Here is a 25552-nt window from a genome sequence, read left to right as displayed (position 1 = left end):
CCATCGAAACCCGGCGCTTGCTTCACCGCAAATCCGCCGCTTAATCTGACCAACCAGATGCGCCAGACCCTCTCTTAGATCACGCCGCCAACTGGCCCAAAACCTCTGACGACGGACACTCATACGTAGGTGCCGATGGCCGGTCGGCGCAGCATGTCTTCGACTTCCTCGTCACAAAGAAGGATGGTGAGCGTGTCGCGGTGGCGATCAAACCCATGCAACGTGCCCTGAAGCTGAATTTTGCGTCGGAGCTCGAGGCAGTTGCGGCCGCGGTCCCCAAAACCTTTGCGGACCGCATCTCGCTTGTAACCGATCACCACATCGACAAGAGCGCGGCTGCAGAAGCAGCCCGAACACTCGCTTGGGCACGCCCCTCTCTGACGGAGGTGGCCGCATGACCCTTCGTTTCCGTTTCTCAAAAACTGACATGATCACCACGGCGGGCGTCGCCATGCGCCCCCTGGAGATCAACGATGCAGGCGGCACCTTCGAGCGCGTTGGGCAGCCGGGGATCACTGAGGCTTTCTCCCACCAGGAGCTTGCCGAGATGATGCGCCGGCCCGACACGACCTATTTCGCGGGGTATTTTGACCGGGCGGCGCAGCAAATACGCCGGAGCAAGCCGGTAGAAGTCATCAGCGAACTGCCGGAAAAAGTCAGTCGGCTGGTGATCTGGCGAAAGGCGTTCTGTGACGCTTTCCTCGCTCTCGAAGCCGCGGGCGACATCAAACGCACGCAAGAAGCTTATGACCAAGCCCGAGCACGGCTCGGAGCGGAAACACAGAGGCTTGTCGGCGAAGGTGCCGCTGCTCCCAAGAAAGCACGGCCGGGCGAGGACATCACGATACGAGGCATTCCCGGCAGCCGAACCGCGTTTCAGTGGGTACGCGCCTATCAGGCGTCGAGCTATTCGCCCCTCGCGCTCATCCCTGACACCTACCGCTCTGGAAACCGAGACCGGCGCTGGTGTCCGCACGCCGAAGCCCTGATGAACCAGGTCGTGGAAATCTATGCTGACACGCAGCGCCCAACGCGGGTGCAAGCGATCAAGAAAACCCAGGCCCTCTTCAATGAGGAAAATCGACGACGCGCAGATGCGGGCGCCGCTCCTTTGGCAATTCCGTCTGCTTCGAGCATCCAGCGCCGCCTGGATATGGCAGACCCATTCTACCTCTATGCCAAGCGGCACGGCGCAGCCGCTGCAGCGGCTCATTTCACGCTGTTCAGTAACGGGCCAGACGTTGTCCGCCCGATGGAGCGCGTCGAGATGGACGAGAACCGGCTCGACGTCATCTCTCTTCTGACCCTGACCGGGATTTGGAGCCACCTCCCCCGCGAACGTCAAGAGCGCTTCGAGACCGGACGCCGCTGGCTTTACATCGCAATCGATTGTGCCACGAAATGCGTCGTCTCTATGCGGTTGGCTGAGACCCCCAACTCCGACGACGCGATCCGGGCGCTGCGCGACATCTTCGAGGACAAGTCGCACCTTGCTCAAGCAGCGGCATGCGAAAGCACTTGGCACCATCACGGTGGGATAGGAACACTTGTCTCGGATATGGGGCCGGCCTTCGTTTCCGATGATTTTCAGGGAACAGTGAGCTCACTCGCGATCACCGCCCATCTCCCTCCTGCAGGGCGCCCCTGGCTCAGAGGGTTCATCGAGTCATTCTTTCGCACGCTGGGCCATCAGCTCATGCCATTGCTGGCAGGGCGCACGTTTTTCGATACCGTTGAGCGCGGTGACTATCCCTCAGAAACGCTGGCCTGTCTTTGCGATGACGATCTAATCAAGATTCTGCTGACCTACATCGTTGATATCTATCACAATCAACCGCATGGGTCGCTCAAAGGGGAAACGCCGAATGCAGCCTGGGCACGGCTTGTTTCGGAACATGGTACACCGCCGGTTCCTGACGGACTTACCTTACGCAAAGCATTCGGGCGCCCATTGATCCGCAAATTACGTGGTGATGGGGTCATGTTCGCAGGCCTGACCTATAGTTGCGAAGCACTACGAGAAGCCTTTCTTCACTCACCAACACGAGAGGTCGAGATCAGGGCGGACTTACATGACATTGGGTGGATTGCCGTCCGTGTAGGCGCGACCTGGTATCCCGCCATGGCCAACCAACCGGGCTTTGACGGGATCTCCTTTGAACAGCTCCGCGAAGGCATACGGTCCGTGCGCCACAAGCATAAGCGTGGCGTCGAATTGGATGCCCCCAAGGTTCAGCGCGCCATCAAGAGAATTTCCGAGGCCAACCGACGGGCCTTCGCGCTTCGCGAACTGACGCCGTTCCATGTGACTGATGAAGAGGTAGAGCGGTCTCAAGCTGCACTTCACTACCCAATCCTTTCCGACGAAATGCGATTGGGGCAGATTACGCCTAGCACAGATCTGCTCGATGATGCGATTTCCATTACCCCGCGCAACGGCCAGGACGAAGCGGAAGCGCCGGCCAGCAAACCATCCGATCCGCCAGAACAGCGCGAGCGTCGTAAGCGTTGGAGGTTCGATGATGAGGAGTAATCGCATCACCCAAGCTGCTCAGCGCATTGCAGTGCTAAGAGGCCGCTTCATTCACCACGAACGCTACACCCCGCTCGCCGCTAGCTTCGAAATGCTGGTCGAAAAGCGGCTCGCCGACTTATCGGCTGGCATGGTCAATGAAGCCCACGGGCTCGCTCTCGCGGGGCCATCGGGCGCAGGGAAAAGTGCCGCCATCGAATTTCTGCTAGACGGTCAAATCCGAAGGTTAGCCGACGAAGGCTGTGGGAAGACTACGATCATCAGCTTGCGGGTGCCCTCACCCGCAACACTGAAATTCTTGGGGCAGACCCTGCTGCGTGCACTCGGATACCAGATCAGCACTGAGCGGCAGGCTTGGTACATCTGGGATTTGGTGCGCCACCACCTGAAGGAGCGGCGCGTTCTTTTCGTCCATCTCGACGAGGCCCAGGACCTCGCATCGCGAGGAACCAAACATGAACTCAATGCAGTCGCATCAATGCTCAAGACGTTGATGACGGACAAGGACTGGCCTGTCGGGATCATCCTTTCAGGCACCAACGAATTGGAGGATATCCTGAATCACGATCCCCAGTTGGCAAGGCGGATGAAAACGACACGCTTCGAGAGTCTTTCTCCGGCCGCCCATGGCGAAGACGTCGTCGATCTTCTGGAGAGTTTCTGCGAACGGGCTCAGCTTGGTCCTGAGGAAGATGTTCTTGAGCTGACGCAGGGAGAGCGTCTCGTGCATGCCGCCGCCAACCAGTTTGGCCTCGTCATCGAGCTCATTCTGGCCGCCATCGAAGACGCCTTGCTTCAAGAACAGAAAACACTGAACCGAAACAACTTCGTAAGGGCATACCATCTGCGCACGTCCTGCGATCCGGAATTCAACCCATTCGTCGTGCCGGATTTCCTTCGAATTGACGCACGACAGGTGTTCACACGGGAGAACCGAACATGATGTTCTCAACAATCAAGCCGCTACCGCTGAATGTGAAATTCCATCAGGGGGAAACCGCAACATCACTTGCGTCCCGCCTCGCACGCCGGAATGGCGTGCCAAGCATGGCCCTGTTCGTCTCCGATTTCGGGATCGACTATCTCGGCCTGACCAATGGGTGCCAAGAAGACTGTGCGCGACTGGCCGCACTAGCTGGTATCGAGCCTGCTGCGCTCCAACGGAGCACGCCAGAGCTTGTCTCTCCCGGCTGGTTCCGGCTAGGGCAGGAGGAAATCAAGTTCACGGCCTTCAGCCGGACAGCTCTCATGGGCTGTCCACAATGCCTGCATGACACTATGCACGATACTGATGCTGCGCACTTCGGGTTATGGCAGCTGACTTCGATCCGGACCTGCGCCACGCACAACTGCCACCTTGTTTCGTTGCCCAAGGCGCCTGGAACAAGGGACAGGTTCGATTTCATCCATCTGATTTCCGGCTTTTCCCCGCCCGAACCGCAGGGTGCAAACGAACGCGACCTGGTCTTCGAACGCTATCTGAGGAACAGGATTGAGGAAGGTCCAGGAAACTCGTGGCTAGACCGTCTGCCTTTTCATGTCGCGGCACAAACCTGTGAAGGGTTCGGGCTGCTGCTGACAAGAGGCGCCAAGGCACGGCGGGAAACAACAACCGCCGCCCAATGGACTACTGCTGGCACAGCGGGGTTTGAAGTGCTGCGTCACGGGCCCGATGCTTTCAGGCAGAAACTAAAGGACATCCAGCGCGCCCATCCAATCGACAACACGCTCTACCGGACCCGCTACCGCGTCTTCTTCGAATGGCTGCGCCATCGTGACGACGACCCTCAGTTCGATGAGATCCGCGACCTGGTCCGGGAGTTCATCTTCCGCAACTTCCCGATATCGGAAGGTTCGATCGTCCTGGGCCATCCATGCCCGGAGCAGTACGTTCACTCGCTATCAACTGCACGATCAAGGTACGGCCTGTCTGGCTGGAAGCTTGCCCGGCGATTGGCATCGATGGGTCTGGCGGAACGGAATGCTTCCGGCCAGGGTTTTGTGCTGAACGCCTATGTGCCTACGGCAATCATCAATGACATCGCGACAGACTTCGACACCCTTATGAACGCGACTGACGCAGGCAAATATCTCGGCGTCGAGCGCTTCATGATGGCCAAACTGACGAAGCCAGGGCTGGTCGAGAAGTACTTCGACGAGAAGAATGCCTCGCCGATGTACCACCCCCGCGATCTTGATGGCTTTCTCGGCAAGTTGAGGACGCGTGCCGATCTTTCATGGACGGACGATCTGCTCGACATCGCGACGGCTTCTCACCGGGTTCGGATACCGACCGAACGGGTGATCGAAATCATCCTGAGAAACCAGATTCCGCTGGGCGTTGCCAACCATGCCACAGCACGTTTCCCAGATTTCCGTGTTTCGCTCGACATGCTGCGTGAGGTCATCGCCACGGATCACGAGGGGACCGTTCGCCCGACCCGTGCGGCCAAGATCCTCGGCATCAACATTCGAACGATACGGAGCCTTATGGACACAGGCGTTCTGAAGTCCCGCGAGGTTGAGGAGCTGAAAAGCGGGCGCATAAGGAGGTACGTCTGCGCCAAGTCAATGGAGCGGTTTTCCAAGAGCCATATCTCGGTGGTTGACCTGGCAGCGAAGAACCGGCGGCTGCCAGGCGTCGAGGCTGTGATCCAGCTTGATCGCGGGGCGAAGCCGCTACCGTTGGACCCACGCGCCAACATGATTTTCAGGCGAAGCGACGTTGTCTAAACGTCGCAGCAACACCTCATTGAGAACAGAAAAGAACACTGCTATCTGCATGAATAAATTCAACAATTACGGCTGATCAACAATGGAACACTTCAGGTCGAAATTTTTCGCGGCTAGCAAAACCTTCACAACTTCCCTTCTATGGTTTCTCATCCTTGTCGTTGTCTTCACCACCATTGGGGCAGCACAAGGGGGGCAGCTGGAAGGCTTAAAGAAGGTAGTATCATTCGGTGACCCCAAAACCTTCTTGCCGCTCGCATTTTCATTCTTCTTCGGCGTTGGCCTAAAATTTCTCACACGGTCATCGCCAAGCGCCTTCAACGTCGCGCGCTGGATTTGCAGCTTTGGTCGCGATGGATATCTAGTTTTCTACGCACTAATCTTCGCATTAGTTCTCGGAACATGGGAAACTTCACTTTTTTGGATTCTAGTCATATCCGTCGGCGTCTTGATCGTTTCGATTGTGGTAATGTCGCTTCTTGAAACTCTCGAACAATGCATTAGTGATCGCGGCACCCGGATAGTCTTGGGGCTTGGCTTTCTGTCAGCAGCCGCCCCCCTTCCCGCCATCATCCTCTAGAAGCAGAAGAATCCTTCAATCGAAAAATTGATGCCGGCGTACGCGCCGGCTTTTTCATTTCTCGTGAGAGGCAAGACTATCTGACAAAAAAGGCAGATCAGGTTCGGCATGGAGACTTTGAGGTGCTGAATTCACAGGGAAATTTAGATCACCAGAGGCAGAGCTTCGTGACAGTTCCCACTAGCAGTTCATCATGATAGGCAAACACTAGAGCGGTGTGACACACAGGTGTGACACAAGATGAAGCTGCAGAGTAGACGAATAGTCATTGTCAACTGATGCCCAGACTGCGAGTTCTCCAAAACCTCGCATCTGAGAGTTGAATTCGAGCACTAGGGAGCGCACGTCAACGTGCCTTGTGATTGTCAAGCGATCATTTTAATATGCCGCGATGGGAAGACCGAAGTCATACTCTCGCAACGACGTGGTCGAAAAGGCCATGGGCGTGTTTTGGCAGAAAGGATACGTGGCGACGTCGATCAGCGACATAGTGCATGAAACCGGACTGAATACTGCCAGCATGTACAAGGAGTTCAAAGACAAGGACGGGCTGTTCCTTGAAACTTTGAGCCACTATCGTGGCCATGTGATTGGACCACGATACCAAATCCTGCGCGACAATCCCAACATGGTCGGCGTAGAGACGTTCCTGAAAAACGTCATGCTGGGTGCTGCCAAAACGGAATACAAGGGCTGCCTGATGATGAACCATCTGGCGCAAAAACATGCGATGAGCCCTGATGCCGCCGAACAGGTTGGCGCGTTCTGTGCAGAGATCGAATCATTGATTGAAACCGCCTTGAAAAACGCTCAGACCGACGGACAAATCGGGCCTGACAAAGACCCCAAGCAGCTTGCGAGTTTCATTGTGTTCTGCGTCCACGGCGCTGTTCTCTATGGACGGCATGACAATAAAAAGCGTGATATTTCAAATTTTTACAGCATGATCATGGCAGCGCTGAAGACATAGGGGTGTGGGGCTGATAATTTTAAAGTGTCTTTTTTAAAATAAATGATTTAATAAAAACCCATGCGCCTCCCCGGCGAGCGTGACAAGCCGTTTTCGGCGCGACAGACATGGGAGAGAACAATGACAATTTCCGAATCCGCAATGGCGTTCTTTGATGCTTGTGAAACCGGCAAGGGCTGGCAGGTGTGCAAAGAGTATTGCCACGCCAACGCACCCTTTTCCTGCCAGGCGGACGCGTTGGTCGATATCTCGACGATAGAAGGTTACACTGCATGGACCGCCGGACTGTTGACGCCGGTTCCAGACGGTCACTACGTTCTCAAGTCGTTCTCGACCGACCACGAACGAAATATCGTGGTCGCCACATCGGTTTTCAAAGGGACCCAGACCGGCGAAGGTGGGCCAGTGCCGCCGACAGGTAACACAGTTGCTGCGGAGTATGCGTATGTCATGGAGTTCGAAGGCGACAAGATTGCCCGAATGACCAAGATCTGGAATGATGCTCACTCAATGAAGCAGCTTGGGTGGGGGTAGATGACAGCACACCACACAGGTTATCTGCTGATCGCGGATATAACCGGCTACACCCGGTTTCTGACGTCATCTGAAATGGATCATGCCAATCCGATCCTGCAGTCTCTTTTGGGGGTGCTGTTTGAGCAGATTGGCGATCCGCTACACTTCTGGAAAACAGAAGGTGATGCTGTTTTGGCGTATTCGACGCGTCAGGATTTTCCTTCAGGAGAGACGTTTCTCACCATCTGCGAAAATCTCTACAACGCATTCACGCTCAGGCGGCAAAACATTATCGCCAACACAACATGCCCATGCCGCGCCTGCGCCAATGTTGAGGATCTCGATCTCAAGATCATTGCCCACCATGGCCGGTTCGACGAGATGCAACTGGGCCCCACCCGGGACATCTCCGGGTCGGATGTCATTCTTGTCCACAGATTGACCAAAACGGAAGTAGCCGAACATACCGGCATTCGCAGCTACGCCCTTTTCACTGAAGCGGCTGCAAAGGCCATGGACATCAGTGACATACTGGAACCTTATTCGCAGGAGATTGATCATTTTGGTCACGTCCGCTTGAGAGTCTTCGATCTGGCCAGGTCCTGGGAAAATATGCGCGCCAACCGACAGCGCGACTTTCTCGAAGAAGCGGATGGCGTGTGGACCATGCGGTACCATTTCGACGCACCCATAGGCTTGGTGTGGGAAGCACTGGTCAGTCCTGAACACAAACTGAAGTGGATGAACCGGGTCGGAGAAATCCGGATGGAGAACCCGCTCGGCCGGCTCGGCCCCGGCTCCGGCTATCACTGTGCGCACGAAATGGCTCAGTTCTTCTATCGCGTCACGGATTGGGAACCGTTTGATTATTTCTCAACTCGCATTCTGGATCCTGCGCGTCCGAAAGTGAGCTTTCCGGAGACATATCATCTGACCGAAACGGACACGGGCACGGAACTAAGATACACGATGGGCAAGGCCACGGATGCGGATGGCACCCGTTCGGAGGTCTCCGAACAGGAATGTTCCGCGTTTCTTGCCGATTTTTGGGCGGTGTCATTTGCAGACATGAAAGAGCAACTAGGCCGTTCCAGATAGCAAGGCGCAGCTCAGAACTTGAAAACATGTCCGAACCCTGAAGATCTTTCATATCAATTTCAGCTTTACCCCAAGATTGGTGAGTGTAGCCGCTCTCTTTGTTGCTCACGAAACGATTGACCACAACGCGAGCAGCGGCTGCAGCAATCTGGCCCATGGTCGACTGACCGGTATGGGCCGACTGTCCCTTTTGCGGTATGACAGAATGTAACAACCGCCAATGGTGGAGGGTCATCCTCTCCGCCGCTTTCCTTTCGTGGACCAGCGGGATTTGAACAAGCCAAACGCCCCTGGCCGTCTGGGCGAGGGCGCCGCTCTCCCCCTTGGGCAGACCTATTAGTCAGGGCCGTGTCCTCGGCTGAGCCTGCGGGCCGCACCACCCCTGTCGAATTGCATTGCCTCGCCCCCTCCCGCGTTCGCCACATGGAAGATCGGCAGGAACAGCCAGCTTCGCTGTCTGATCTACAAATCAGCCCTGATTTTCCAAAAGGAAAGCCAGATCAAACGAAACTCGGTGCGGGAGTATGAAATGGGGTCGGCGTGTTAGTTTATGACGCAAAGGTCAAAATCAACTGATGTCCAACATCGGGGAGGCTTTCAAAGTCGAACGTTCACCCCGTTTCTGGTCCAACCATGACGGTTGGGTCAGGTTCGTGTGACGTCCAACAATGTGCAAGTGGCGGACCGAGGAGGATTCGAACCCCCGACCCCTTGATTCGTAGTCAAGTACTCTATCCAGCTGAGCTATCGGTCCACTTGGTGAGGGGCTGTTTAGACGCAGCATCGGGGGGGCGCAAGCCGATTCTGCAAAAAACTTTCAAAAAACCCGATCGCCTCTGGGAAGCCTTATTTCAAAGGTCGTTCCCTCCGTTCCGGTCTCTTTCAGCACCAGCTCGCCGCCATGGCCCCGCACGATTTCGGAAGAAATCGCAAGGCCCAGCCCGGTGCCGCCCTTGCGCACGCCGCCCTGAAACGGCGTGAACAGATTTTCCCGCGCCTTGGGCGGCAGACCGGGGCCGGTGTCGCGCACCTCGATGCACCAGTCCGTTTCATGCTCGCAGGCGGCGATGGTGATGATGCCCGGTTTTTTCGCCGCCTCCAGTGCCTGACGCGCGTTGCGCACAAGGTTCATGATCACGCGGAACATCTGCTCGGGATCGGCGCGGATCACCAGATCGGCGGGCATCTCGTTGACGATCTCGATACAGCCCTCCTCGACCGCCAGCCGCTCGCTGGCGGTGACATCCTCGGCCACGTCGTGAATGCGCACCATGGTCAGGGCGGGCGCCGGTTCTTCCGCCCGGCCAAAGGCCAGCGTGCCCTCGCACAGGGACACTGCCCGGGTGATCGAGTTCACCAGCTTGGGTGCCATGCGCCGCACCAACGGGTCTTCGCTGGCCTCGATCCGGTCGGTGAACAACTGCGCCGAGGTCAGGATATTGCGCAGGTCATGACTGACCTTGGCGACAGCCCCGCCCAACTGCGCCAGCCGCTCACGCTGCTTCAGGGCCTGCGTGATCTGGGTCTGCAGCATCTGCAGCGCTTCTTCGGCTTCGCGCAGTTCGGTCACGCCCGCGTGGGGCTGGATGATGCCACGCACGTCCTCTGGCGCGCGGGCATAGCGCTGCATGTATCCGACAACCCCCTTGATCGGGCGCACGATAAAGGCGCGCACAGCCAGGAACAGGAAAAACGCGGTGATGATCGAAATGACCAGTGACAACCAGAAAATGCGCACGCCGTAATCGATCATCGCCATGCGCAGCGGCTTGGTCTCCATGGTGACTTCGATCAGCAATCCCGCGCCGCGCACTGGTTCGCCGATGACACGGATGATCTCGTTTTCCGGCTGGATCAGGCGGGCCATGGCGTCGCGGATCAAAACCCAGGCCGAAGCCGCCCGCAAATCATAGGTATCCGTGACCTCACTCGGGATCGGCGATGACAGCATCAGTTGCCGCACCTCGTCGCGCCGAAGAACCACGTTGAAAACGCCGGCATTGACCAGCAGTTCCGCCTCAAGCTCTTCGGCCAGCATGTCATCGGCCAGCAGCGCCAGCGAGGCGATTTGCGCGCGCTCCAGCCGGGTGAGCAGGAAATCCTCGCGGAAGCGCGCAATCGACGGGACAAAGATCAGAACTTCGGCCAACATGACGAAGACCGTGGTCAGGATCAGAAACCGGCCGGACAGCGAGTTCAGCATACGCTCCTTTTCCGGTCAGGGCACCCAGCGCTGGACCAGCCCGACCAACCGTTTAACCGTTTGATTCTCAAACAGCCTTGGCGAGAAATAAGCCCCCGCCACCCGTTTGTTAAGCTCTCCGATTGTCGGATAGGGCGAAACCATCGCGGCAACCTGGCTCATTTTCAGGTTATTAGCCAGCGCCAGTGACCACAAGTTAATCAATTCACCGGCCTGGTGTCCGACGATTGTAGCCCCTACAGGACGACCGCCGACAACCATCACCTTGATGAAACCCGTCGTTTTTCGCTCCGCCACCGCCCGGTCATTGTGGCGATAATCAAAGCGGACAACCTCAAGCTTTTCGCCATGAATATCCTTGCCTTGCGTCTCTGTCGGCCCGATCTGCGCCAATTCCGGCTCAGTATACGTCACCCAGGGAATATGGGCCGTCTTCGCCTTGGACGGCAGGCCGAACAGGGCCGAGCGGATGATCACCCCCGCATGATAACCGGCCACATGGGTGAATTGCAGCCCGCCCGCCACATCGCCAATGGCATAGACCCGGCGGTTCGTCGTGCGCAACCCGGCGTCCACTTTGATCCCCGCCCCCTCTGTTTCGATCCCGGCGGCCTCCAGATTCAGCTGCGCGATATTCGCCTTGCGCCCCACCGCCAGCAACAGGTGGGTGCCGCGATGGATGTCCCCCTCCTGCGTGACGACCTCGACCGCGCCCGCCGCGCCCCGGACCTGTGCGACGATGGCCTGTTCGACAATTTCGACCCCCTCGCCCCGCAGCGCCTCCAGCACCACGGCGGCGGCCTCGGGATCATCCTTGCCCAGCGCCCGCAGCCCCTCGATCACCGTCACCTTGCAACCCAGCCGGACATGCGCCTGCGCCATTTCCATGCCGATGGGACCGCCGCCGATGATCAACAGATGGTCGGGTTTCTCGCGCAACTCGAATATGGTCTCGTTGGTATCGTAAGGAACAGCGTCCAGTCCCGGTATCGGCGGCACCAGCGGCGACGACCCCGTCGCGATCACCACCCGCCGGGCCGCGATCACATGGCTGCCCGCCTGCACCTCGGTCCGAGAGATGAACTTCCCGTATTCCCGGATCACCCGAACACCGAATCCCTCGAACCGCTCCTGGCTGTCCATCGGTTCGATTTGCGCAATGACGTCGCGGACGTGATCCTTGGCTGCGGCATAGTCCACCTGTGGCGCCACATCCGCGACCCCAAAGGTCAAGGCATGCGACTGCGCATGGGCGGCCTTGCCGCTGGCAATCAGCGCCTTCGAGGGCACGCAGCCGAAATTCAGGCAATCGCCGCCCATCCGGTGCCCTTCCAGCAGCACCACATCGGCCCCCATCTGCGCCGCGCCTGCCGCCACCGACAACCCGCCCGACCCTGCGCCAATGACCAGCAAGTCGGTCTTGATCCTGTTCATGCCTCAGACCTCTTTGCGGCCACGGACGGCCCTGAACACGATGGGCAGCGCCGCCAGCGCGCACAGTCCCAGAATCGGCCCGATCACGAACGGCTCCCACAACAGCGAGATATCCGGCGTGCCGCCCCGGTCAAAGACACCCCCCAGCCCGACGCCGATCCAAGTATAGACGATCCCGCCGGGGATGATGCCCAGCGCCGTGGTCAACAGGAAATTGCGGAACTTCACGCCCACCAGCGCCGGCACCAGGTTGGCCACGAAAAACGGCACCACCGGAACCAGCCGCAACAGGAACAGCACCGGGATCTCGTTTTCCCGCAACCCGTCCTTGAGCTTTCTGACGGTGCCTTCGGATGCCTCCAGCCGCGCGGTCAGCGCCTGCCCCAGCCCCCACCGGGCCGCCAGAAAGATGGCCGAGGCGCCAATCGTCGCCGCAACGACATTGTAAACCGTCCCGGCAAACAGCCCGAACAGGAACCCGCCGGTCATCGACGCCACCGCCGCCCCCGGCAGCGAAAATGCCACGATCAGGACATAGGCCGCCATGAACGACGCCACCAAGGCCCAGTAATTCGCATCGCGCCACGCCAGCAGCGCCTCGCGGTTGTCGCGCAACGTCTCGAAGGTCAGGAAATCGCCCAGCGCGAAAAAGCCGATGACGGCCACGGCGAGAATCACCAATAGCGGCACATGCCGCACCAGCCCGCGCCGGGGCATCTGGGTTGCATCACTCATCTGATTGTTTTTGCCTTTTTTCATTCGCCCCCAACATGCGCTGCGAAAGTGAAAAGCAACAGGGGCCTCACGCCGCCTTGAACTTTATGGCGGCAAATGTGAGTGTTTCGGGCCTTGTTCGCTGTTTTTGAAACCTCCCGCACCGGTCGCCGCTGATTTTGTTGCAAAAGAGGTCGAAAACACCGCCCAAGGGGTTTGACTTGCCCCCGACTTGCCAGTAGAGGACAGGCTTCGAACACCCGGGCAGGCGAATCCGCGCCGCACCCCGACCGCCAAAGATTGGAGACGGAGCGATGAAACGCACCTATCAGCCTTCGAACCTGGTTCGCAAACGCCGCCACGGTTTCCGCGCACGCATGGCCACCAAGGCAGGCCGCAAGATTCTGAACGCACGCCGCGCGCGTGGCCGCAAGTCGCTGAGCGCATAAGCCCTCAACGACCGACGTTCTGACGCACATGACGCCGCCGGAGGCCCCTGAGGATGGCATCGACCACCCCGGGGAAACGCCCCCGGCGGCGTCCGTTTGCGCGCCCGTCACCCTGACCGTGCTGCGCAACAGATCCGATTTCCTCAAAGCAGCCGGCGCCCGCAGGCAGGGCACCTCGACCATGATGGTGCAGGCCCGCAAACGCAGCCCCGACGAAGGCGGCGAGGGCATTCGCGTGGGCTTCACCTGCTCCAAGAAGGTGGGCAACGCCGTGGCCCGCAACCGCGCCAAGCGACGCCTGCGCGAAGCGGCGCGCGCGGTGCTGCCCGAAACCGGGCGTCCGGGCTGGGACTACGTCCTCATCGGCCGCGCCAACGAGACCGGCACCCAGCCCTTCGAAACACTCCTCGGCGATCTCCGGCGCGCGCTGCGTAAACTGCACAGCCCGCCCAGATAATCCCGCCTATCTGCCGTGGCTGCGGTCATACCCGTTCAGGCCGGGGCTCTGCCATCCCGCCAGCGCGCCATCTGCAGGCGCGAATACCTCGACCAGCATCGGATAGCAGGCGGCAGTGTCCGAGGAATGCTCTGACGAACAATCGCCACCCGGACAGGCGCTCAGATTGCCCAGCACATCGATCTCGGCAAAAAACTCCAGGTAATCGCCGGGCCGCACCGGCGAGGCCTTCATGAAATACTGCCCGGTATCGCGGGTGAACCCGGTGCACATGAACACGTTCAGCACGTCGTGAACATGCAGTTCGGCCTCGGCCAGCGGTATGCCCAGATGATCGGCCAGCGCCCGTGTCAGGTTGGAATGACAGCAATGGTGATACTGCGTCCCGGCCAGCAGATTGCCGGTATAGGGATCGCAGCGCGTGCCGATCACGTCATGCACCGAACCGCCGAATGCGTCGATTCCGTACCAATCCAGCGTGTCCTCGATGATGGTGGCCATCGGACGCATATGGGGCAGGCTCGACCACAACCGCTCTCCGGTGGTGACATGGGTGCCGTGCAACGCGCGGGTCTTGCCCGAAAAAAACCGCTCGGACAGATCGTGCAGATTCCACAGGTTGAAATCCCCCACCTGCGGCCCCTCGATCGAGGTGATGCGAAAGAAATGCCCGGCAGGCACTTCGAAACAGGCGGCATCGCGCGGCGGCACCACCACCTCGGCCGTCTTGGTCGCCGTCGCCCGCGCCGCCCGGTAAAGATCCAGATCGGGCGCGGGCAATGTTTCGGGCGGATAGCAGATCACCGGCGCCACGGCGCGGCGGGCAACGGCATCAGAAGGGGCATTCGTCATGGGGCACCTGTCACGGGTTTTCCGCACATAAAGCCCCAGTCAGACCCCAGAGGCAAGACGGCCCCCGGCTCCAGGTCCGAAAATTCAGATCGCAATCACATCCAGCGGTGGAAACCCGTTGAACCCGACCGACGCATAGGTCGAGGTATAGGCGCCGCAATTGCGGATCGTGATCCGGTCACCGCCACGCAGGCCCAGCGGCAGATGCACCAGTTTCTTTTCATACATCACGTCGGCGCTGTCGCAGGACGGCCCGGCCAGAACACAAGGCCCGGTGGGCTCGTGATCCCGCTCGGTCAGGAACTGATAACAGATCGCCTCGTCCATGGTCTCGGCCAGACCCGAGAACTTGCCGATATCCAGATAGACCCATCGGTGCAGATCGTTGTCCGACTTGCGCGCAACCAGCAGCACCTCGGCGGCAATCGCACCTGCCTCGGCCACCATGCCCCGGCCCGGCTCCGCCATGAGATGCGGAACCTCGCCAAAACGCTCGGTCACCAGCTTGATGACCTCGGCGGCGTACAGCTCGGGCGCATCCACCTCGGTGCCGTAATAGGCCGGAAAGCCGCCGCCGATATTGAGCAGGCTCAGGTCGTGACCCGCCGCGCGGGCGGCGTGCCAGACGGCGGCGACCTGATCCAGAACCGGCACCCACATTTCGGCCCGGCGGGTTTGCGACCCGACATGGAACGACAGACCAATCGCATCCAGACCAAGCGCGCGCGCATGGTCCAGCACCGCAATCGCCTTGTCGGGTGCACAGCCGAACTTGCGGCTTAGCGGCCAATCGGCCTGCGTCGCCTCGACGATCATGCGGATATAGACCCGCGCGCCGGGCGCATGCTCGGCGATCTTGTCCAGTTCGTCTTCGGCGTCGGCAGCAAACAGGGTGATACCCGCGTCATGTGCCCACGCGATGTCGGTCGGCTTCTTGACGGTGTTGCCGAACGAAATCCGCTCAGGCCCTGCACCGGCAGCAAAGCACATTTCGATCTCGGCACGCGAAGCGGCGTCAAAATTGCTTCCTGCGCGGGCAAGCGTTTCCAGGATCGCTGGATGCGGATTGGCCTTGACCGCATAGTGGATCCAGGCCCTGCCCAAACCCTGCGCCAGCGCCGCGAACTGACGGGCAACCGCATCGGTGTCGATCACCAGCGTCGGACGGTCAAATCGGTTGGTCAGAATGAAGGATTCAGCGCGCGACAGAGTCGCATCGCCACGGGCAAAAAGCCCGGTTACGAGAGCGTTCATGGTCATCTCCAACAGGCGCGGCGCGGTGACCGCGAAGCTAAGGTGGAGACGTTACCGTCGCTACGTAACCATAGGGAGCAGCCCTTACGACAGAGGCGCGTGCGTTGGCGTCTTTAATCGCCATATCGGAGTCTTGCGAACTCATTGCAAGAAAAAAGATCGGGTCCAAAATAATTTTTTGCCGCGCCCGCAAATTCCTTGTCGCCCCGGCAACGCATTTGTACAAAACGGAACATGACCCCTTTGAAACCGGTACAATTCGGACAGTTCGAGGCCTAGTCACGCGTCCGCAAACACGCCTTGGGCGCATCCTGACCCGCCACGCGCGCCCCGCAAAACGCGCAGGTCCAGCACCCTTCGGCCCGGTGCTGCCGCCATCGGCAATCACGCGTCAGCGAAGTTGTACGCGCCCGCCAGACGAAATAGGCAAATACCCCAAGGGCAAGAAGCAATAGCAGAACCGGCATACCCCGGACATCTGCCCGGGGCCTCGCCGGAACGCAAGCCTTAGGTTACGCGGCGTTTGCGTATTCGAACAGATCGGGCTCACGCGAAACGGGCGGGATTTCCTTTTCCGGAGTGTAATATGCCCATGCCTGCTCCAACAGTTTCAGGGCCTCGTCTGCCGGGAATTTTCTTTTTTCTTCAACGGCTTTCATGGGTGTCGTCCTTCTCAAGGTCAACCATCCCTCCCCGCTTCGACATTAGGCCCGCGAACGGCGCAAATCACCCCATCTCTTTGCATTCTGGACATGCACAGACCGCAAGGCTGACCTCAATGGATCAGCATATCGCCCGCAAGACCCAGCGCGAAACCCATCACGCCACCAAGGGCCGGCGACCAGCTTCCCTTGCTTCTCGCCTCTGGTGCGATGTCCTGAAACAGCAGGTACAGAATACCGCCAGCGGCAAAGATCATGATCGCGCCCAGAGTTTCCGGATCGTTGGACAGAAAGTGGAAACCAACTGCCGCACATACCGGCCCCAATACCGCAAGGCCCAGAAAAATAACGATAATCTGCACGCTCGACACATGACTGTTTTTCCAGATGTCGCGAAATGCCGAAAACCCCTCGGGCAGGTTTTGAAGGAAGATCATCGCCGCCAGCAGCTTGGCCGTTGCCGCCTCGACGGTCAGCAAAGCGCCCAGCGCCATCGCTTCGGGCAGGAAGTCGAGCAGCATCGCCAGCAACAAGGCACCGGTCCCCCCCTGCCGCTCAAGGTGCTTGTCGACTGCATAGAAGGTCAGCCCACCGCCCAACAGAAGCGGAACGGCAAAAAAGACGGGCAAAGCTTGCGACCCTTTCGGCACCAGTACAAGCGCAACCGCCGATAGCAAAGCACCACCTCCAAAGGCCGTGATGCCATGCAGAACCCGGTCTTTCAGCTGCAGATCGCTGATATGTTCATAGCGCGCCAAAGCTCCGCCCAAAGGCATCGCGAGGCCAGCAAAAAGGGAAAGCAACAATGCGTATGTCAGCGGCGTCATACCGCTGACACTAGGCATCTCAAACGGTGCGTTCCACCATCATTTTCTTGATCTCCGCAATCGCCTTGGCCGGGTTCAGACCCTTGGGACAAGTCTTTGCGCAGTTCATGATCGTATGGCAGCGGTAAAGCTTGAATGGATCTTCCAACTCATCCAGACGCTCCCCCGTTGCCTCATCCCGGCTGTCGATGATCCAACGATAGGCGTGCAAAAGCGCGGCGGGGCCAAGATAACGATCACCGTTCCACCAATAGCTGGGGCACGAGGTCGAGCAGCTGGCGCACATCACGCATTCATACAGCCCGTCCAGTTTCTTGCGGTCCTCTATCGACTGCTTCCACTCCTTGGCCGGACGGTTGGTCTTGGTTTCCAGCCACGGCATGATTGAAGCGTGCTGGGCATAGAAATGCGTCAGATCCGGGATCAGGTCCTTGACCACCGGCATATGCGGCAGCGGATAGATCTTCACATCGCCCTTGATCTCATCCATGCCATAGATGCAGGCCAGAGTGTTTATCCCGTCGATATTCATCGCGCACGAGCCGCAGATGCCTTCACGGCATGACCGGCGGAAAGTCAGCGTCGGATCGATCTCATTCTTGATCTTGATCAGTGCGTCCAGAACCATCGGGCCGCATTCGTCCATATCGACGAAATAGGTATCCACGCGCGGGTTTTGACCGTCATCCGGATTCCAGCGATAGATCTGGAATTTCCGCACATTGGTCGCGCCTTGAGGCTTGGGCCACGTCTTGCCCGTGGTGATCCTGGAGTTCTTGGGGAGGCTGAATTGAACCATGATCTGTCTCCTTAGAACGTCCGCGCCTTGGGCGCGATTTTCTTGAGGCTGATGCCGCCTTCTTCTTCGGTGGTCAGCGGATCAACGATGACGGGACGATAGCTGAGGTCGACCTGGTTGCCTTCAACCCGGCTGACTGTATGCACCCGCCAGTTCTCGTCGTCGCGCGTGGTGAAATCCTCGTGCGCATGCGCGCCGCGGCTTTCCTTGCGCGCCTCGGCACCGACGATGGTGGCCAGCGCGTTGGGCATCAGGTTGGTGAGTTCCAGCGTTTCCATCAGGTCGCTGTTCCAGACCAACGACCGGTCGGTGACTTTCAGGTCGTCCAACTTGGCTGCGATGGCGGTCATCTTCTCGACGCCTTCGGCCATGGTTTTCGAGGTGCGGAACACTGCCGCGTCCGCCTGCATGGTCTTTTGCATCTCAAGCCGCAGGTCGGCGGTTGCGACGCCTCCGCTGGCATTTCGCAGCCCGTCGAACCGATCAAACGCCTTGTCGACCGACGTCTGGTTCAACACCGGGTTCGGCGCCTCGGCATCGACGACCGTGCCAGCGCGAATCGCGGCGGCACGGCCAAAGACCACCAGGTCGATCAGCGAGTTCGAACCCAGGCGATTGGCGCCATGTACCGAAGCGCAACCCGCCTCGCCCACGGCCATCAGGCCAGGCACGACGGCGGTCGGATTGTCGGAGGTCGGGTTCAGCACTTCGCCCCAATAGTTGGTCGGAATGCCGCCCATGTTGTAGTGCACGGTCGGCAGAACCGGGATCGGTTCCTTGGTCACGTCCACTCCGGCAAAGATCTTGGCCGATTCCGAGATACCTGGCAGACGCTCTGCCAGAGCCTCGGGCGGCAGGTGGGAAAGATTCAGGTGGATGTGATCGCCATCCTTGCCCACGCCGCGGCCTTCGCGGATTTCCATGGTCATCGAGCGGCTGACATAGTCACGCGGCGCGAGGTCCTTGTACTGAGGCGCGTAACGCTCCATGAACCGCTCGCCTTCGGAGTTGGTCAGGTATCCACCTTCGCCCCGAGCACCTTCGGTGATCAGGCAGCCCGAACCGTAAATGCCGGTCGGATGGAACTGTACGAACTCCATATCCTGCAGGGCCAGTCCAGCACGTGCCACCATGCCGCCGCCGTCACCGGTGCAGGTATGCGCCGAAGTGGCCGAGAAGTAGGCGCGCCCATAACCGCCGGTCGCCAGCACCACCATCTTGGCATTGAAGACATGCATGGTGCCGTCGTCCAGCTTCCAGCAGACAACCCCCTGACATTGCCCGTCATCGGACATGATCAGATCGATGGCGAAATACTCGATGTAGAACTCGGCGTTGTTCTTGAGGCTCTGGCCATAGAGCGTGTGCAGGATGGCGTGGCCGGTCCGGTCGGCGGCGGCACAAGTCCGTTGCACCGCGGGGCCCTCGCCGAACTCGGTCGTGTGACCGCCAAAGGGGCGCTGATAGATCTTGCCCTCTTCAGTGCGGCTGAAGGGTACGCCGTAATGCTCCAGCTCATAAACCGCCTTGGGCGCGTGGCGGGCCAGGTATTCCATCGCGTCGGTATCGCCCAACCAGTCCGACCCTTTGACGGTGTCGTACATGTGCCATTGCCAGTTGTCCGGCCCCATGTTCGACAGCGAAGCGGCGATCCCACCTTGTGCGGCAACCGTGTGCGAGCGGGTCGGGAAAACCTTGGTCACACAGGCGGTGCGCAGGCCCTGTTCGGCCATGCCCAGCGTCGCCCGCAGACCGGCACCGCCAGCGCCGACAACGACCACGTCATATTCATGCGTTTCGTATTCGTAAGCAGCCATGTTCTTTCAGCTCCGGTCGTTAGAGGGCGATGCGCGCGATAGCAAAAAGGCCGGTCGCGGCGGCGGCATAGGACAAGCAGATCACGCCGATGATCAGAATTTTCTGCGTCAGGCCATGGACGTAATCTTCAAGCATCACCTGCGCGCCGTCAGCAAAGTGCTTGAAGCCGACGAGCAGCGTCAACGCCGCGACGATGGCCGGGAACGGGCGCGAGAAGTAGTCCAGCACTGCATCATGTGGCTGACCCAACATCGGGCCAAAGGTAAAGACGAACAGTGGCACAAGGATCAGCAGAGCCACCGAGCTGACTTTCATGGCCCAGAAATGAGCGGTTCCGGCTTTCGCGGCCCCCATGCCAACGGCACGTTTGCGGTCGGTAAGATAACGCATCATCGGCCTCCGTTATGCGATGACCAGAAGGGTCAGGATGGTCAGGACGAACGAGCCGATCACCACAGCCCATCCCAGCTTGTAGGCGGTCGGGATGTCCAGGCCGATTGCGTTGTCCCAAACCAGATGCCGGACGCCGGCCAGAGTGTGATACCACAGCCCCCAAAGCGACAGCGCCATGACTATGTCACCCAGCAAAGACGTGATCACGGCATTGGCGAATGCGTAGTACTCGGGCGAGGTCGCGGCGGCGAGGAACCACCAGACGATCAGCAGCGCCGCAACGATGAGTGCGTTTCCGGTGATGCGCGTCAGAATGGACGTCACCGACGTCAGCTGCGGCCGGTAAATGCTCAGGTGCGGTGAAAGCGGGCGGTTGCCCCGATTGACATCGGCCATTGTGGCTCCTTTCAGGTTGGTTGAGAGAGTTTTTACCCGATTTTCCGAATCTGTCACGCGCTGCAGGTGCAAAAAGATCAGAAAAAGCGATCAATTCTGCGGATATTGCATGTTTGTGATCACGCGGACAATCTGTGTGATCACGTTGCCCCCGCCGGAGCGGGAATGTGAGCGATATCAAGCAACCGCCATTGTGATCACGAATCTTGTCTTGTCACCGAAACGCGGTTTGTTGGGTAACTTCGCGCAGCAATTTCTTCCGGATGCGCTCGGGATAATCCCGAAAGCCCCCGGCTGTGACGACAAAAGCACCTTCGCCAATAATGACGTTTTCGTAAAAGTAAGCGGTCAAGTCTGGCTCGCTTTCCTCAATGGCAATTGCATTGACCGTAATGCCCAATTCGCGCAAACCCTCATGCGTTTTTGTCGGTTCAATCCCTTCGTTGGAAACCCCATCCCCCGAAACATCAATCAACAGCCGCGAGCAATCCCGAACTTCGGCAAAGGTCGCCATCGTCGCTTCCAGCGCCTCACCGATCGCGGTCGAAAAATTTCGCCAGATGCGGGGATCGTTTTCCACATTCCGCGCAAACGCCTCAAGGGCTTCGAAACTGTCAACGCTGGTCCAGGGGATCGTGACCTGCTGGCGGGACGCGCCTGTCCACTGGATCAGCATCAGTTGCGCCTCGGCCCGCACCAGCGCCTCGGACACTACCGGGTCGCGCAAGCCTTCGGCCAAGCCGTCCATCTGAAGGCGGTATTCCCGAGAATCAACGGAACCAGAAACATCCACAGCCAAGGCCAACGCCAGATCGCAGGCCGCCGCTGGCGGCGCTGGCGGCGCCAGAACAACACTGAAAGCAATGCAGCGCAGAACGTTCATGCCCCCAGCCTAGCACGGAAAATCCGCGTTGGGATCACATGACTGTCAGGTTCCCGATGTTACTTTGGCATCAACGCCCAATAGTCCAGATCCAACAGCACCTCGGGGCGGTATTTACCCTCGTCGGTTTTCAGCGCAAACGCCTCGCCACCCTTGGTCGCCACCAGCCGCAGACGGATTGCACCAACGCCGGGCGCGCCAGTGTCCGCCTTGTCCAGAACTTCGGTCCAGGCTTTTACCGTGTCCCCGGCAAAACACGGATTGGCGTGCGCGCCGCCGTTCAGACCCACAATCATCTGGGCATTGGCCAGACCGTTGAAAGACAAGGCGCGCGCCATCGAGATGACGTGACCGCCATAAATCAGGCGGCCTTCGGGACGGAAAGTCAGGTCAAAATGCACCTTGGCGGTGTTCTGCCACAACCGGGTGGCGATCATGTGTTCGGCTTCTTCGATGGTCACGCCATCAACATGGTCGATTTTTTCCCCGACTTCATAGTCGCCCCAGCGATGCGGTTCGCCCGCCAGGTCGAAATCGTAGGTCGAGAAATCCAGCCCTTCTGGGATCACCAGCCGGTCGGCAGGCACGACCTTGTCAAGCTCCGGTACCACGGTATCCGGTGCGGGGGCGTCAAGGTTCGATTTGCGCACCATCACCCAGCGGACATATTCCATGACCACCTCGTCGCGCTGGTTCAGCCCGCGCGTGCGCACCCAAACTACCCCGGTTTTGCCGTTCGAGTTCTGCTTGAGCCCGATCACTTCGGACACAGAACGCAGCGTGTCGCCGGGCCAGACCGGTTTCAGCCAACGCCCCTCGGCATATCCCAGATTGGCGACCGCGTTCAGCGACACATCTGGTACTGTCTTGCCAAAAACCACATGGAACGCCGCCAGATCATCGATCGGGCTTTGCGGCAGACCGCAGGACTGTGCAAATGTGTCCGACGAGTAAAGCGCGTGGCGTGCTGGGTAAAGCGCGTGGTACAATGCGCGCTCCCCCCCCGATACCGTGCGTGGAACCGCGTGGATCAGGGTTTGCCCGACGGAATAATCCTCGAAAAAGCGGCCCGGGTTGGTCTTCGCCATCATTGCTGCCCCAGTTTCATTGCCGGAGAATAGTCGGCCTCGACATCCTTGGTTACGGCCTGCGCGCAACGCATGACGTTGTTTGCAGGGTCAAAGGCATAGGATGGAGACCCATGCAATTCCCACCCCTTGGCCAATGCATCCGAAACCTTGTGACAGAATGCTGACGTGTCCTCCTCGGTCAGGAGGCGATAGAGCTTCGACATGCTGTTTCCTTATGTCGGGAAGGGTGACGGGCCGACGAGCCCATGAACATAGCCGATGACGACCAGCAGAACGATCGAGGCCACAAAGAACATACCGTCCTTGCCCAGCGTGCCCGGCTGCGACGGGGTCCAGTTTGGCTCTGCCCGGTTGATCGCGACAACCTCGACCATACCCCACAGGAAGAGGCCACCGAACAGGATGATCGACGCAAGATCGCCGTTTACCAGCAGATGCGCCACGGCCCATGCCCGGAAACCCGCCAGCATCGGATGGCGCATTTTGTTCAGGATCAGGCCCTTGGTGCCCGCAGGGCTCATCATCCAGATCGCGATCAACACCAGCAGGTTGTTGATATGCACCATGAAGGTCGGCGGTGACCAGACATGGATGAAATCGGTCATGCGATAGCCGATGACCATCAAAACGATGGACACCAGCAGTGCTGCGGCAACCGACCCTTTGCCAGACTCGCCCATCGCGGCGCGTCGCTCGGGCATAATACGTTTGAACAGATGGGCGGCCCACCAAAGCGCCACACCCAAGATCAGAAGAACGAAGCCCATTGCCGGCCTACCCCGCTTGCAAAATCAAAATCGCCTCTGCTTTTGCCAGAATTTCGCGGGCCGTTGCAACGTGAAGATTTTCGACGATCTTGCCATCCACCACGGCAACCCCCTGCCCCCGCGCTGTGACTTCTTCGAAAGCGGCAATCTGGCGACGGGCCAGGTCGACTTCGCTATCCGACGGAGCAAAGGCGGCGTTGGCGATATCCACCTGCGCCGGGTGGATCAGGGTCTTGCCATCAAAACCCATATCCCGGCCCTGTTCACATTCGGAGGCCAGCCCCTCGACATCCTTGAAGGCGTTGTAGACGCCGTCGATGATGATCAGGCCCTCGGCCTTGGCCGCCAGAACACACAGGCCCAGTGAGGTCATCAGGGGCGTGCGGTCAGGGCGGAAACGGGTCTGAAGCTCCTTGGCAAGGTCGTTCGTGCCCATGACGAAGCCCGCCATCAGCGGATGCGCCGCGATTTCCGCCGCGTTCAGCATGCCGCGCGGTGTTTCCATCATCGCCCAAATCGGCAGATCGCCGGTGATCGCAGCGAGCGCCTCTACATCCGCGGCGCTGTTCACCTTGGGCAACAGAACGACATCCGCCGCCATCTCGCGCACTGCTTCGGCATCGGCCCGCCCCCAAGGGGTGTCGAGGCCGTTGATTCGCACGATCCGCACCCGATCGCCATAACCGCCCGCCGCCAGAGCCGCCTTGAGCGTCTCGCGGGCGTTGTCCTTTTCATTCGCGGCAACCGCATCCTCGAGATCAAAGATGATGGCATCGACAGGCAAGGTTCTGGCCTTTTCCAGAGCCCGCTCCCGGGATCCCGGAATGTAAAGTACTGAGCGATAGGGGCGCAGGCGTTGATCCATGGTTTTCCCTCAAGAAATAAAGTTGCGCAAAACTGCCCCCTTTTTTCCGGAAAGTTCAAGAGCTAAAACGCCGCATTGCAGCATTATCGCCGCGTAGCAACGCACCGCGCGCGCATTTCATCACTCTGTCAGCCTCTCTGACGCAGCCTTTCCTTACAAACATGCAAGGGTGATACGATGAACAAAATAGCATTGGCGATGAGCTTTGGTATACTGGCGCTGGCGGCTCAGCAGTTGCAGGCACAGGGGCAAAACTGTGCGCCGCGTGAAGCGGTTCTGGAAAGACTTTCGGAAACCTTTGGTGAAACCCGTCGAGGGATCGGGTTGGCCCAGCAGGGGGTGGTGATGGAGGTTTTTGCCTCGGACGAGACCGGTTCCTGGACAATCACCGTCACGTTGCCCAACGGTGTGACCTGTCTGGTGGCATCGGGTCAATCTTATGAAGCCCTGGCCGACAACCTGCCCGCATCCGGACAGGACGCCTAGGTCAGGGCGTCCCAGATCAATTTGCATCCCGTGACCATCAACAAAACATAGGCGATGCCGAAAAACACCCGCTCGGACACCATCCAATGCGCGCGGACGCCAAGCCATGCGCCCAGCAACGCGAAAGGGGCCAACAGCAGATCCGCCACTGCGGTCTGGAGTGTGAACATCCCAAGAAAAGCATACGGGACGAATTTGGCAATGTTGATGGCCCAGAAAACAAGAACTGTCGTCGCCTGAAACTGCGTCTTCGAAAGCCGTTGTGACAGCAGATAGACGGCCGCAGGCGGGCCTCCGGCATGGCTGACAAAGCTGGTGAACCCGGCAACCACGCCCGACAGCAACCCGACCGAAGCAGGCAGCCGGTTGGCAAGTGATGGCGCCCAACCCCGCGACTGGCCAAGGTGCCATATCACGAAAAGTACCGAAATCCCGCCGATCAGCAGGCGCAGCACATCTGCATCGGTGACCTGATACAGGCAGGCCCCCAATGCGACGCCGGGCAGGCCTCCGAGGATCAGCAACCTGGCATCTGGCAGGCTCCACCGCTTCCAATAGGGGCGCAAGGTCGCCAGATCGATCAACATCAAAAGCGGCAGCATCAGCGCAAGCGCCTGGCCCGGTTCCAGTATCAGCGCCAGAATCGAGGCTGATGCAAAGGCCACGCCTGAACCGAAACCGCCCTTGGAAATGCCTGCAAAGACCACCGCCGGGATCGCAACGACGAAAAACAAGACGTTGATTTCCAACACGTCAGCGCCCCCGAAACCCC

The 25552-nt window shown here is 59.2% G+C and carries 28 protein-coding genes and 1 tRNA gene; 10 read left to right on the top strand and 19 right to left on the bottom strand.

Annotated elements, in window-relative coordinates:
- Positions 1–119: 119 nt before the first annotated feature.
- The gene (locus tag AC2FMY_RS11635; protein ID WP_496807420.1) at positions 120–317 is read right to left on the bottom strand and encodes a hypothetical protein; all 198 of its coding nucleotides are present in this window, start codon (positions 315–317) and stop codon (positions 120–122) included.
- 77 nt (positions 318–394) lie between these two features.
- On the opposite strand from AC2FMY_RS11635, the gene AC2FMY_RS11630 reads away from it, so the two are divergent.
- The 7 genes from AC2FMY_RS11630 (at position 395) to AC2FMY_RS11600 (ending at position 8430) form a co-directional block, all read left to right on the top strand.
- Positions 395–2533 (top strand): TnsB C-terminal domain-containing protein, encoded by a 2139-nt coding sequence (locus tag AC2FMY_RS11630; RefSeq protein WP_496807419.1) that lies wholly within the window; start codon positions 395–397, stop codon positions 2531–2533.
- Positions 2523–3476, top strand: coding sequence for a TniB family NTP-binding protein (locus AC2FMY_RS11625; protein WP_496807418.1), 954 nt, complete (start codon positions 2523–2525; stop codon positions 3474–3476). Before AC2FMY_RS11630 ends, AC2FMY_RS11625 begins: the two co-directional genes overlap by 11 nt.
- Positions 3473–5266: a TniQ family protein gene (locus tag AC2FMY_RS11620; RefSeq protein WP_496807417.1), complete on the top strand. Its 1794-nt coding sequence runs from the start codon at positions 3473–3475 to the stop codon at positions 5264–5266. Before AC2FMY_RS11625 ends, AC2FMY_RS11620 begins: the two co-directional genes overlap by 4 nt.
- 82 nt (positions 5267–5348) lie before the next feature.
- A complete protein-coding gene (locus AC2FMY_RS11615) occupies positions 5349–5846 on the top strand; it encodes a hypothetical protein (protein ID WP_496807416.1) in 498 nt (165 codons plus the stop codon).
- A 391-nt stretch (positions 5847–6237) separates the two neighbouring features.
- Entirely contained in the window at positions 6238–6816 is a 579-nt protein-coding gene (locus AC2FMY_RS11610) for a TetR/AcrR family transcriptional regulator (protein WP_496807415.1), read from the top strand.
- Between the two features lie 120 nt (positions 6817–6936).
- Positions 6937–7350, top strand: a complete 414-nt coding sequence (locus AC2FMY_RS11605) for an ester cyclase (protein WP_496807414.1) — start codon at positions 6937–6939, stop codon at positions 7348–7350.
- Between the two features lie 75 nt (positions 7351–7425).
- Complete coding sequence (locus AC2FMY_RS11600; RefSeq protein WP_496807413.1) at positions 7426–8430, top strand: DUF2652 domain-containing protein; 1005 nt, start codon at positions 7426–7428, stop codon at positions 8428–8430.
- A gap of 677 nt (positions 8431–9107) precedes the next feature.
- Here the strand turns inward: AC2FMY_RS11600 and AC2FMY_RS11595 are convergent.
- The 4 genes from AC2FMY_RS11595 to AC2FMY_RS11580 form a co-directional block, all read right to left on the bottom strand.
- Positions 9108–9184, bottom strand: a tRNA-Arg gene (locus tag AC2FMY_RS11595).
- Between the two features lie 63 nt (positions 9185–9247).
- The gene (locus AC2FMY_RS11590; protein WP_480748749.1) at positions 9248–10633 is read right to left on the bottom strand and encodes a sensor histidine kinase; all 1386 of its coding nucleotides are present in this window, start codon (positions 10631–10633) and stop codon (positions 9248–9250) included.
- Between the two features lie 15 nt (positions 10634–10648).
- Complete coding sequence (locus AC2FMY_RS11585; protein ID WP_496807412.1) at positions 10649–12067, bottom strand: dihydrolipoyl dehydrogenase family protein; 1419 nt, start codon at positions 12065–12067, stop codon at positions 10649–10651.
- Positions 12068–12070: 3 nt separating this feature from the next.
- Positions 12071–12802, bottom strand: a complete 732-nt coding sequence (locus AC2FMY_RS11580) for a TVP38/TMEM64 family protein (RefSeq protein ID WP_480748747.1) — start codon at positions 12800–12802, stop codon at positions 12071–12073.
- Positions 12803–13095: 293 nt separating this feature from the next.
- Here AC2FMY_RS11580 and rpmH point away from each other — a divergent pair, with 293 nt between their 5' ends.
- Positions 13096–13230 carry a 50S ribosomal protein L34 gene (gene rpmH / locus AC2FMY_RS11575; RefSeq protein ID WP_005980833.1) on the top strand — a complete coding sequence of 45 codons (135 nt, stop codon included), beginning with the start codon at positions 13096–13098 and terminating at the stop codon, positions 13228–13230.
- 28 nt (positions 13231–13258) lie between these two features.
- On the top strand, positions 13259–13687 hold the full coding sequence (gene rnpA, locus AC2FMY_RS11570; RefSeq protein ID WP_480748746.1) for a ribonuclease P protein component: 429 nt from the start codon (positions 13259–13261) through the stop codon (positions 13685–13687).
- 6 nt (positions 13688–13693) lie between these two features.
- Here the strand turns inward: rnpA and AC2FMY_RS11565 are convergent, their stop codons facing one another.
- The 13 genes from AC2FMY_RS11565 to AC2FMY_RS11505 form a co-directional block, all read right to left on the bottom strand.
- Positions 13694–14539, bottom strand: coding sequence for an urea carboxylase-associated family protein (locus AC2FMY_RS11565; RefSeq protein ID WP_480748745.1), 846 nt, complete (start codon positions 14537–14539; stop codon positions 13694–13696).
- An 84-nt stretch (positions 14540–14623) separates the two neighbouring features.
- The gene (locus tag AC2FMY_RS11560; RefSeq protein ID WP_496807411.1) at positions 14624–15793 is read right to left on the bottom strand and encodes a type III PLP-dependent enzyme; all 1170 of its coding nucleotides are present in this window, start codon (positions 15791–15793) and stop codon (positions 14624–14626) included.
- A gap of 512 nt (positions 15794–16305) precedes the next feature.
- Positions 16306–16452 (bottom strand): hypothetical protein, encoded by a 147-nt coding sequence (locus tag AC2FMY_RS11555; protein ID WP_480748743.1) that lies wholly within the window; start codon positions 16450–16452, stop codon positions 16306–16308.
- Between the two features lie 116 nt (positions 16453–16568).
- Positions 16569–17282 (bottom strand): ZIP family metal transporter, encoded by a 714-nt coding sequence (locus tag AC2FMY_RS11550; RefSeq protein WP_496807410.1) that lies wholly within the window; start codon positions 17280–17282, stop codon positions 16569–16571.
- A gap of 19 nt (positions 17283–17301) precedes the next feature.
- Positions 17302–18081 (bottom strand): succinate dehydrogenase iron-sulfur subunit, encoded by a 780-nt coding sequence (locus tag AC2FMY_RS11545; RefSeq protein WP_480748741.1) that lies wholly within the window; start codon positions 18079–18081, stop codon positions 17302–17304.
- 11 nt (positions 18082–18092) lie between these two features.
- Positions 18093–19898 (bottom strand): succinate dehydrogenase flavoprotein subunit, encoded by a 1806-nt coding sequence (gene sdhA / locus AC2FMY_RS11540; RefSeq protein WP_496744492.1) that lies wholly within the window; start codon positions 19896–19898, stop codon positions 18093–18095.
- Between the two features lie 19 nt (positions 19899–19917).
- Positions 19918–20289 (bottom strand): succinate dehydrogenase, hydrophobic membrane anchor protein, encoded by a 372-nt coding sequence (gene sdhD, locus AC2FMY_RS11535; protein WP_480748739.1) that lies wholly within the window; start codon positions 20287–20289, stop codon positions 19918–19920.
- 12 nt (positions 20290–20301) lie between these two features.
- Positions 20302–20688, bottom strand: a complete 387-nt coding sequence (gene sdhC, locus AC2FMY_RS11530; RefSeq protein ID WP_480748738.1) for a succinate dehydrogenase, cytochrome b556 subunit — start codon at positions 20686–20688, stop codon at positions 20302–20304.
- Positions 20689–20902: 214 nt separating this feature from the next.
- On the bottom strand, positions 20903–21571 hold the full coding sequence (locus tag AC2FMY_RS11525) for a DUF1194 domain-containing protein (protein WP_496807409.1): 669 nt from the start codon (positions 21569–21571) through the stop codon (positions 20903–20905).
- Positions 21572–21630: 59 nt separating this feature from the next.
- The gene (locus tag AC2FMY_RS11520; protein WP_480748736.1) at positions 21631–22659 is read right to left on the bottom strand and encodes a MaoC family dehydratase; all 1029 of its coding nucleotides are present in this window, start codon (positions 22657–22659) and stop codon (positions 21631–21633) included.
- A complete protein-coding gene (locus AC2FMY_RS11515) occupies positions 22659–22865 on the bottom strand; it encodes a DUF1737 domain-containing protein (RefSeq protein WP_480748735.1) in 207 nt (68 codons plus the stop codon). Before AC2FMY_RS11515 ends, AC2FMY_RS11520 begins: the two co-directional genes overlap by 1 nt.
- Before the next feature lie 9 nt (positions 22866–22874).
- Positions 22875–23429, bottom strand: a complete 555-nt coding sequence (locus tag AC2FMY_RS11510; protein ID WP_496807408.1) for an NnrU family protein — start codon at positions 23427–23429, stop codon at positions 22875–22877.
- Positions 23430–23436: 7 nt separating this feature from the next.
- A complete protein-coding gene (locus tag AC2FMY_RS11505; protein WP_496744498.1) occupies positions 23437–24294 on the bottom strand; it encodes an HpcH/HpaI aldolase/citrate lyase family protein in 858 nt (285 codons plus the stop codon).
- Positions 24295–24471: 177 nt separating this feature from the next.
- Between AC2FMY_RS11505 and AC2FMY_RS11500 the strand changes: the two genes are divergently transcribed.
- Positions 24472–24780: a hypothetical protein gene (locus tag AC2FMY_RS11500; protein ID WP_496744499.1), complete on the top strand. Its 309-nt coding sequence runs from the start codon at positions 24472–24474 to the stop codon at positions 24778–24780.
- On the opposite strand, the gene AC2FMY_RS11495 is transcribed toward AC2FMY_RS11500, so the two are convergent.
- Entirely contained in the window at positions 24777–25532 is a 756-nt protein-coding gene (locus AC2FMY_RS11495; protein ID WP_496744501.1) for a sulfite exporter TauE/SafE family protein, read from the bottom strand. The two genes, AC2FMY_RS11500 and AC2FMY_RS11495, sit on opposite strands and share 4 nt — an antisense overlap.
- Between the last annotated feature and the right edge of the window lie 20 nt (positions 25533–25552).

Source organism: Ruegeria sp. YKSE079 (genome assembly GCF_059612845.1).
The sequence above is the reverse complement of the archived record's forward strand: the minus strand, read 5'-3'. Positions and strand labels throughout refer to the sequence as shown.

What these genes read in the sequence shown, in the direction of transcription:
- AC2FMY_RS11630 (WP_496807419.1), top strand. Translation starts at nt 395, where the DNA reads ATGACCCTTCGTTTCCGTTTCTCAAAAACTGACATGATCACCACGGCG.
- AC2FMY_RS11520 (WP_480748736.1), bottom strand. Translation starts at nt 22,659, where the DNA reads ATGGCGAAGACCAACCCGGGCCGCTTTTTCGAGGATTATTCCGTCGGG.
- sdhA (WP_496744492.1), bottom strand. Translation starts at nt 19,898, where the DNA reads ATGGCTGCTTACGAATACGAAACGCATGAATATGACGTGGTCGTTGTC.
- AC2FMY_RS11510 (WP_496807408.1), bottom strand. Translation starts at nt 23,429, where the DNA reads ATGGGCTTCGTTCTTCTGATCTTGGGTGTGGCGCTTTGGTGGGCCGCC.
- rnpA (WP_480748746.1), top strand. Translation starts at nt 13,259, where the DNA reads ATGACGCCGCCGGAGGCCCCTGAGGATGGCATCGACCACCCCGGGGAA.
- AC2FMY_RS11605 (WP_496807414.1), top strand. Translation starts at nt 6,937, where the DNA reads ATGACAATTTCCGAATCCGCAATGGCGTTCTTTGATGCTTGTGAAACC.
- AC2FMY_RS11525 (WP_496807409.1), bottom strand. Translation starts at nt 21,571, where the DNA reads ATGAACGTTCTGCGCTGCATTGCTTTCAGTGTTGTTCTGGCGCCGCCA.
- AC2FMY_RS11550 (WP_496807410.1), bottom strand. Translation starts at nt 17,282, where the DNA reads ATGACGCCGCTGACATACGCATTGTTGCTTTCCCTTTTTGCTGGCCTC.
- AC2FMY_RS11545 (WP_480748741.1), bottom strand. Translation starts at nt 18,081, where the DNA reads ATGGTTCAATTCAGCCTCCCCAAGAACTCCAGGATCACCACGGGCAAG.
- AC2FMY_RS11515 (WP_480748735.1), bottom strand. Translation starts at nt 22,865, where the DNA reads ATGTCGAAGCTCTATCGCCTCCTGACCGAGGAGGACACGTCAGCATTC.
- AC2FMY_RS11560 (WP_496807411.1), bottom strand. Translation starts at nt 15,793, where the DNA reads ATGAACGCTCTCGTAACCGGGCTTTTTGCCCGTGGCGATGCGACTCTG.
- AC2FMY_RS11615 (WP_496807416.1), top strand. Translation starts at nt 5,349, where the DNA reads ATGGAACACTTCAGGTCGAAATTTTTCGCGGCTAGCAAAACCTTCACA.
- AC2FMY_RS11505 (WP_496744498.1), bottom strand. Translation starts at nt 24,294, where the DNA reads ATGGATCAACGCCTGCGCCCCTATCGCTCAGTACTTTACATTCCGGGA.
- AC2FMY_RS11600 (WP_496807413.1), top strand. Translation starts at nt 7,426, where the DNA reads ATGGATCATGCCAATCCGATCCTGCAGTCTCTTTTGGGGGTGCTGTTT.
- AC2FMY_RS11620 (WP_496807417.1), top strand. Translation starts at nt 3,473, where the DNA reads ATGATGTTCTCAACAATCAAGCCGCTACCGCTGAATGTGAAATTCCAT.
- AC2FMY_RS11610 (WP_496807415.1), top strand. Translation starts at nt 6,238, where the DNA reads ATGGGAAGACCGAAGTCATACTCTCGCAACGACGTGGTCGAAAAGGCC.
- AC2FMY_RS11585 (WP_496807412.1), bottom strand. Translation starts at nt 12,067, where the DNA reads ATGAACAGGATCAAGACCGACTTGCTGGTCATTGGCGCAGGGTCGGGC.
- AC2FMY_RS11500 (WP_496744499.1), top strand. Translation starts at nt 24,472, where the DNA reads ATGAACAAAATAGCATTGGCGATGAGCTTTGGTATACTGGCGCTGGCG.
- AC2FMY_RS11625 (WP_496807418.1), top strand. Translation starts at nt 2,523, where the DNA reads ATGAGGAGTAATCGCATCACCCAAGCTGCTCAGCGCATTGCAGTGCTA.
- rpmH (WP_005980833.1), top strand. Translation starts at nt 13,096, where the DNA reads ATGAAACGCACCTATCAGCCTTCGAACCTGGTTCGCAAACGCCGCCAC.
- sdhC (WP_480748738.1), bottom strand. Translation starts at nt 20,688, where the DNA reads ATGGCCGATGTCAATCGGGGCAACCGCCCGCTTTCACCGCACCTGAGC.
- AC2FMY_RS11555 (WP_480748743.1), bottom strand. Translation starts at nt 16,452, where the DNA reads ATGAAAGCCGTTGAAGAAAAAAGAAAATTCCCGGCAGACGAGGCCCTG.
- AC2FMY_RS11565 (WP_480748745.1), bottom strand. Translation starts at nt 14,539, where the DNA reads ATGACGAATGCCCCTTCTGATGCCGTTGCCCGCCGCGCCGTGGCGCCG.
- AC2FMY_RS11580 (WP_480748747.1), bottom strand. Translation starts at nt 12,802, where the DNA reads ATGAGTGATGCAACCCAGATGCCCCGGCGCGGGCTGGTGCGGCATGTG.
- AC2FMY_RS11590 (WP_480748749.1), bottom strand. Translation starts at nt 10,633, where the DNA reads ATGCTGAACTCGCTGTCCGGCCGGTTTCTGATCCTGACCACGGTCTTC.
- sdhD (WP_480748739.1), bottom strand. Translation starts at nt 20,289, where the DNA reads ATGCGTTATCTTACCGACCGCAAACGTGCCGTTGGCATGGGGGCCGCG.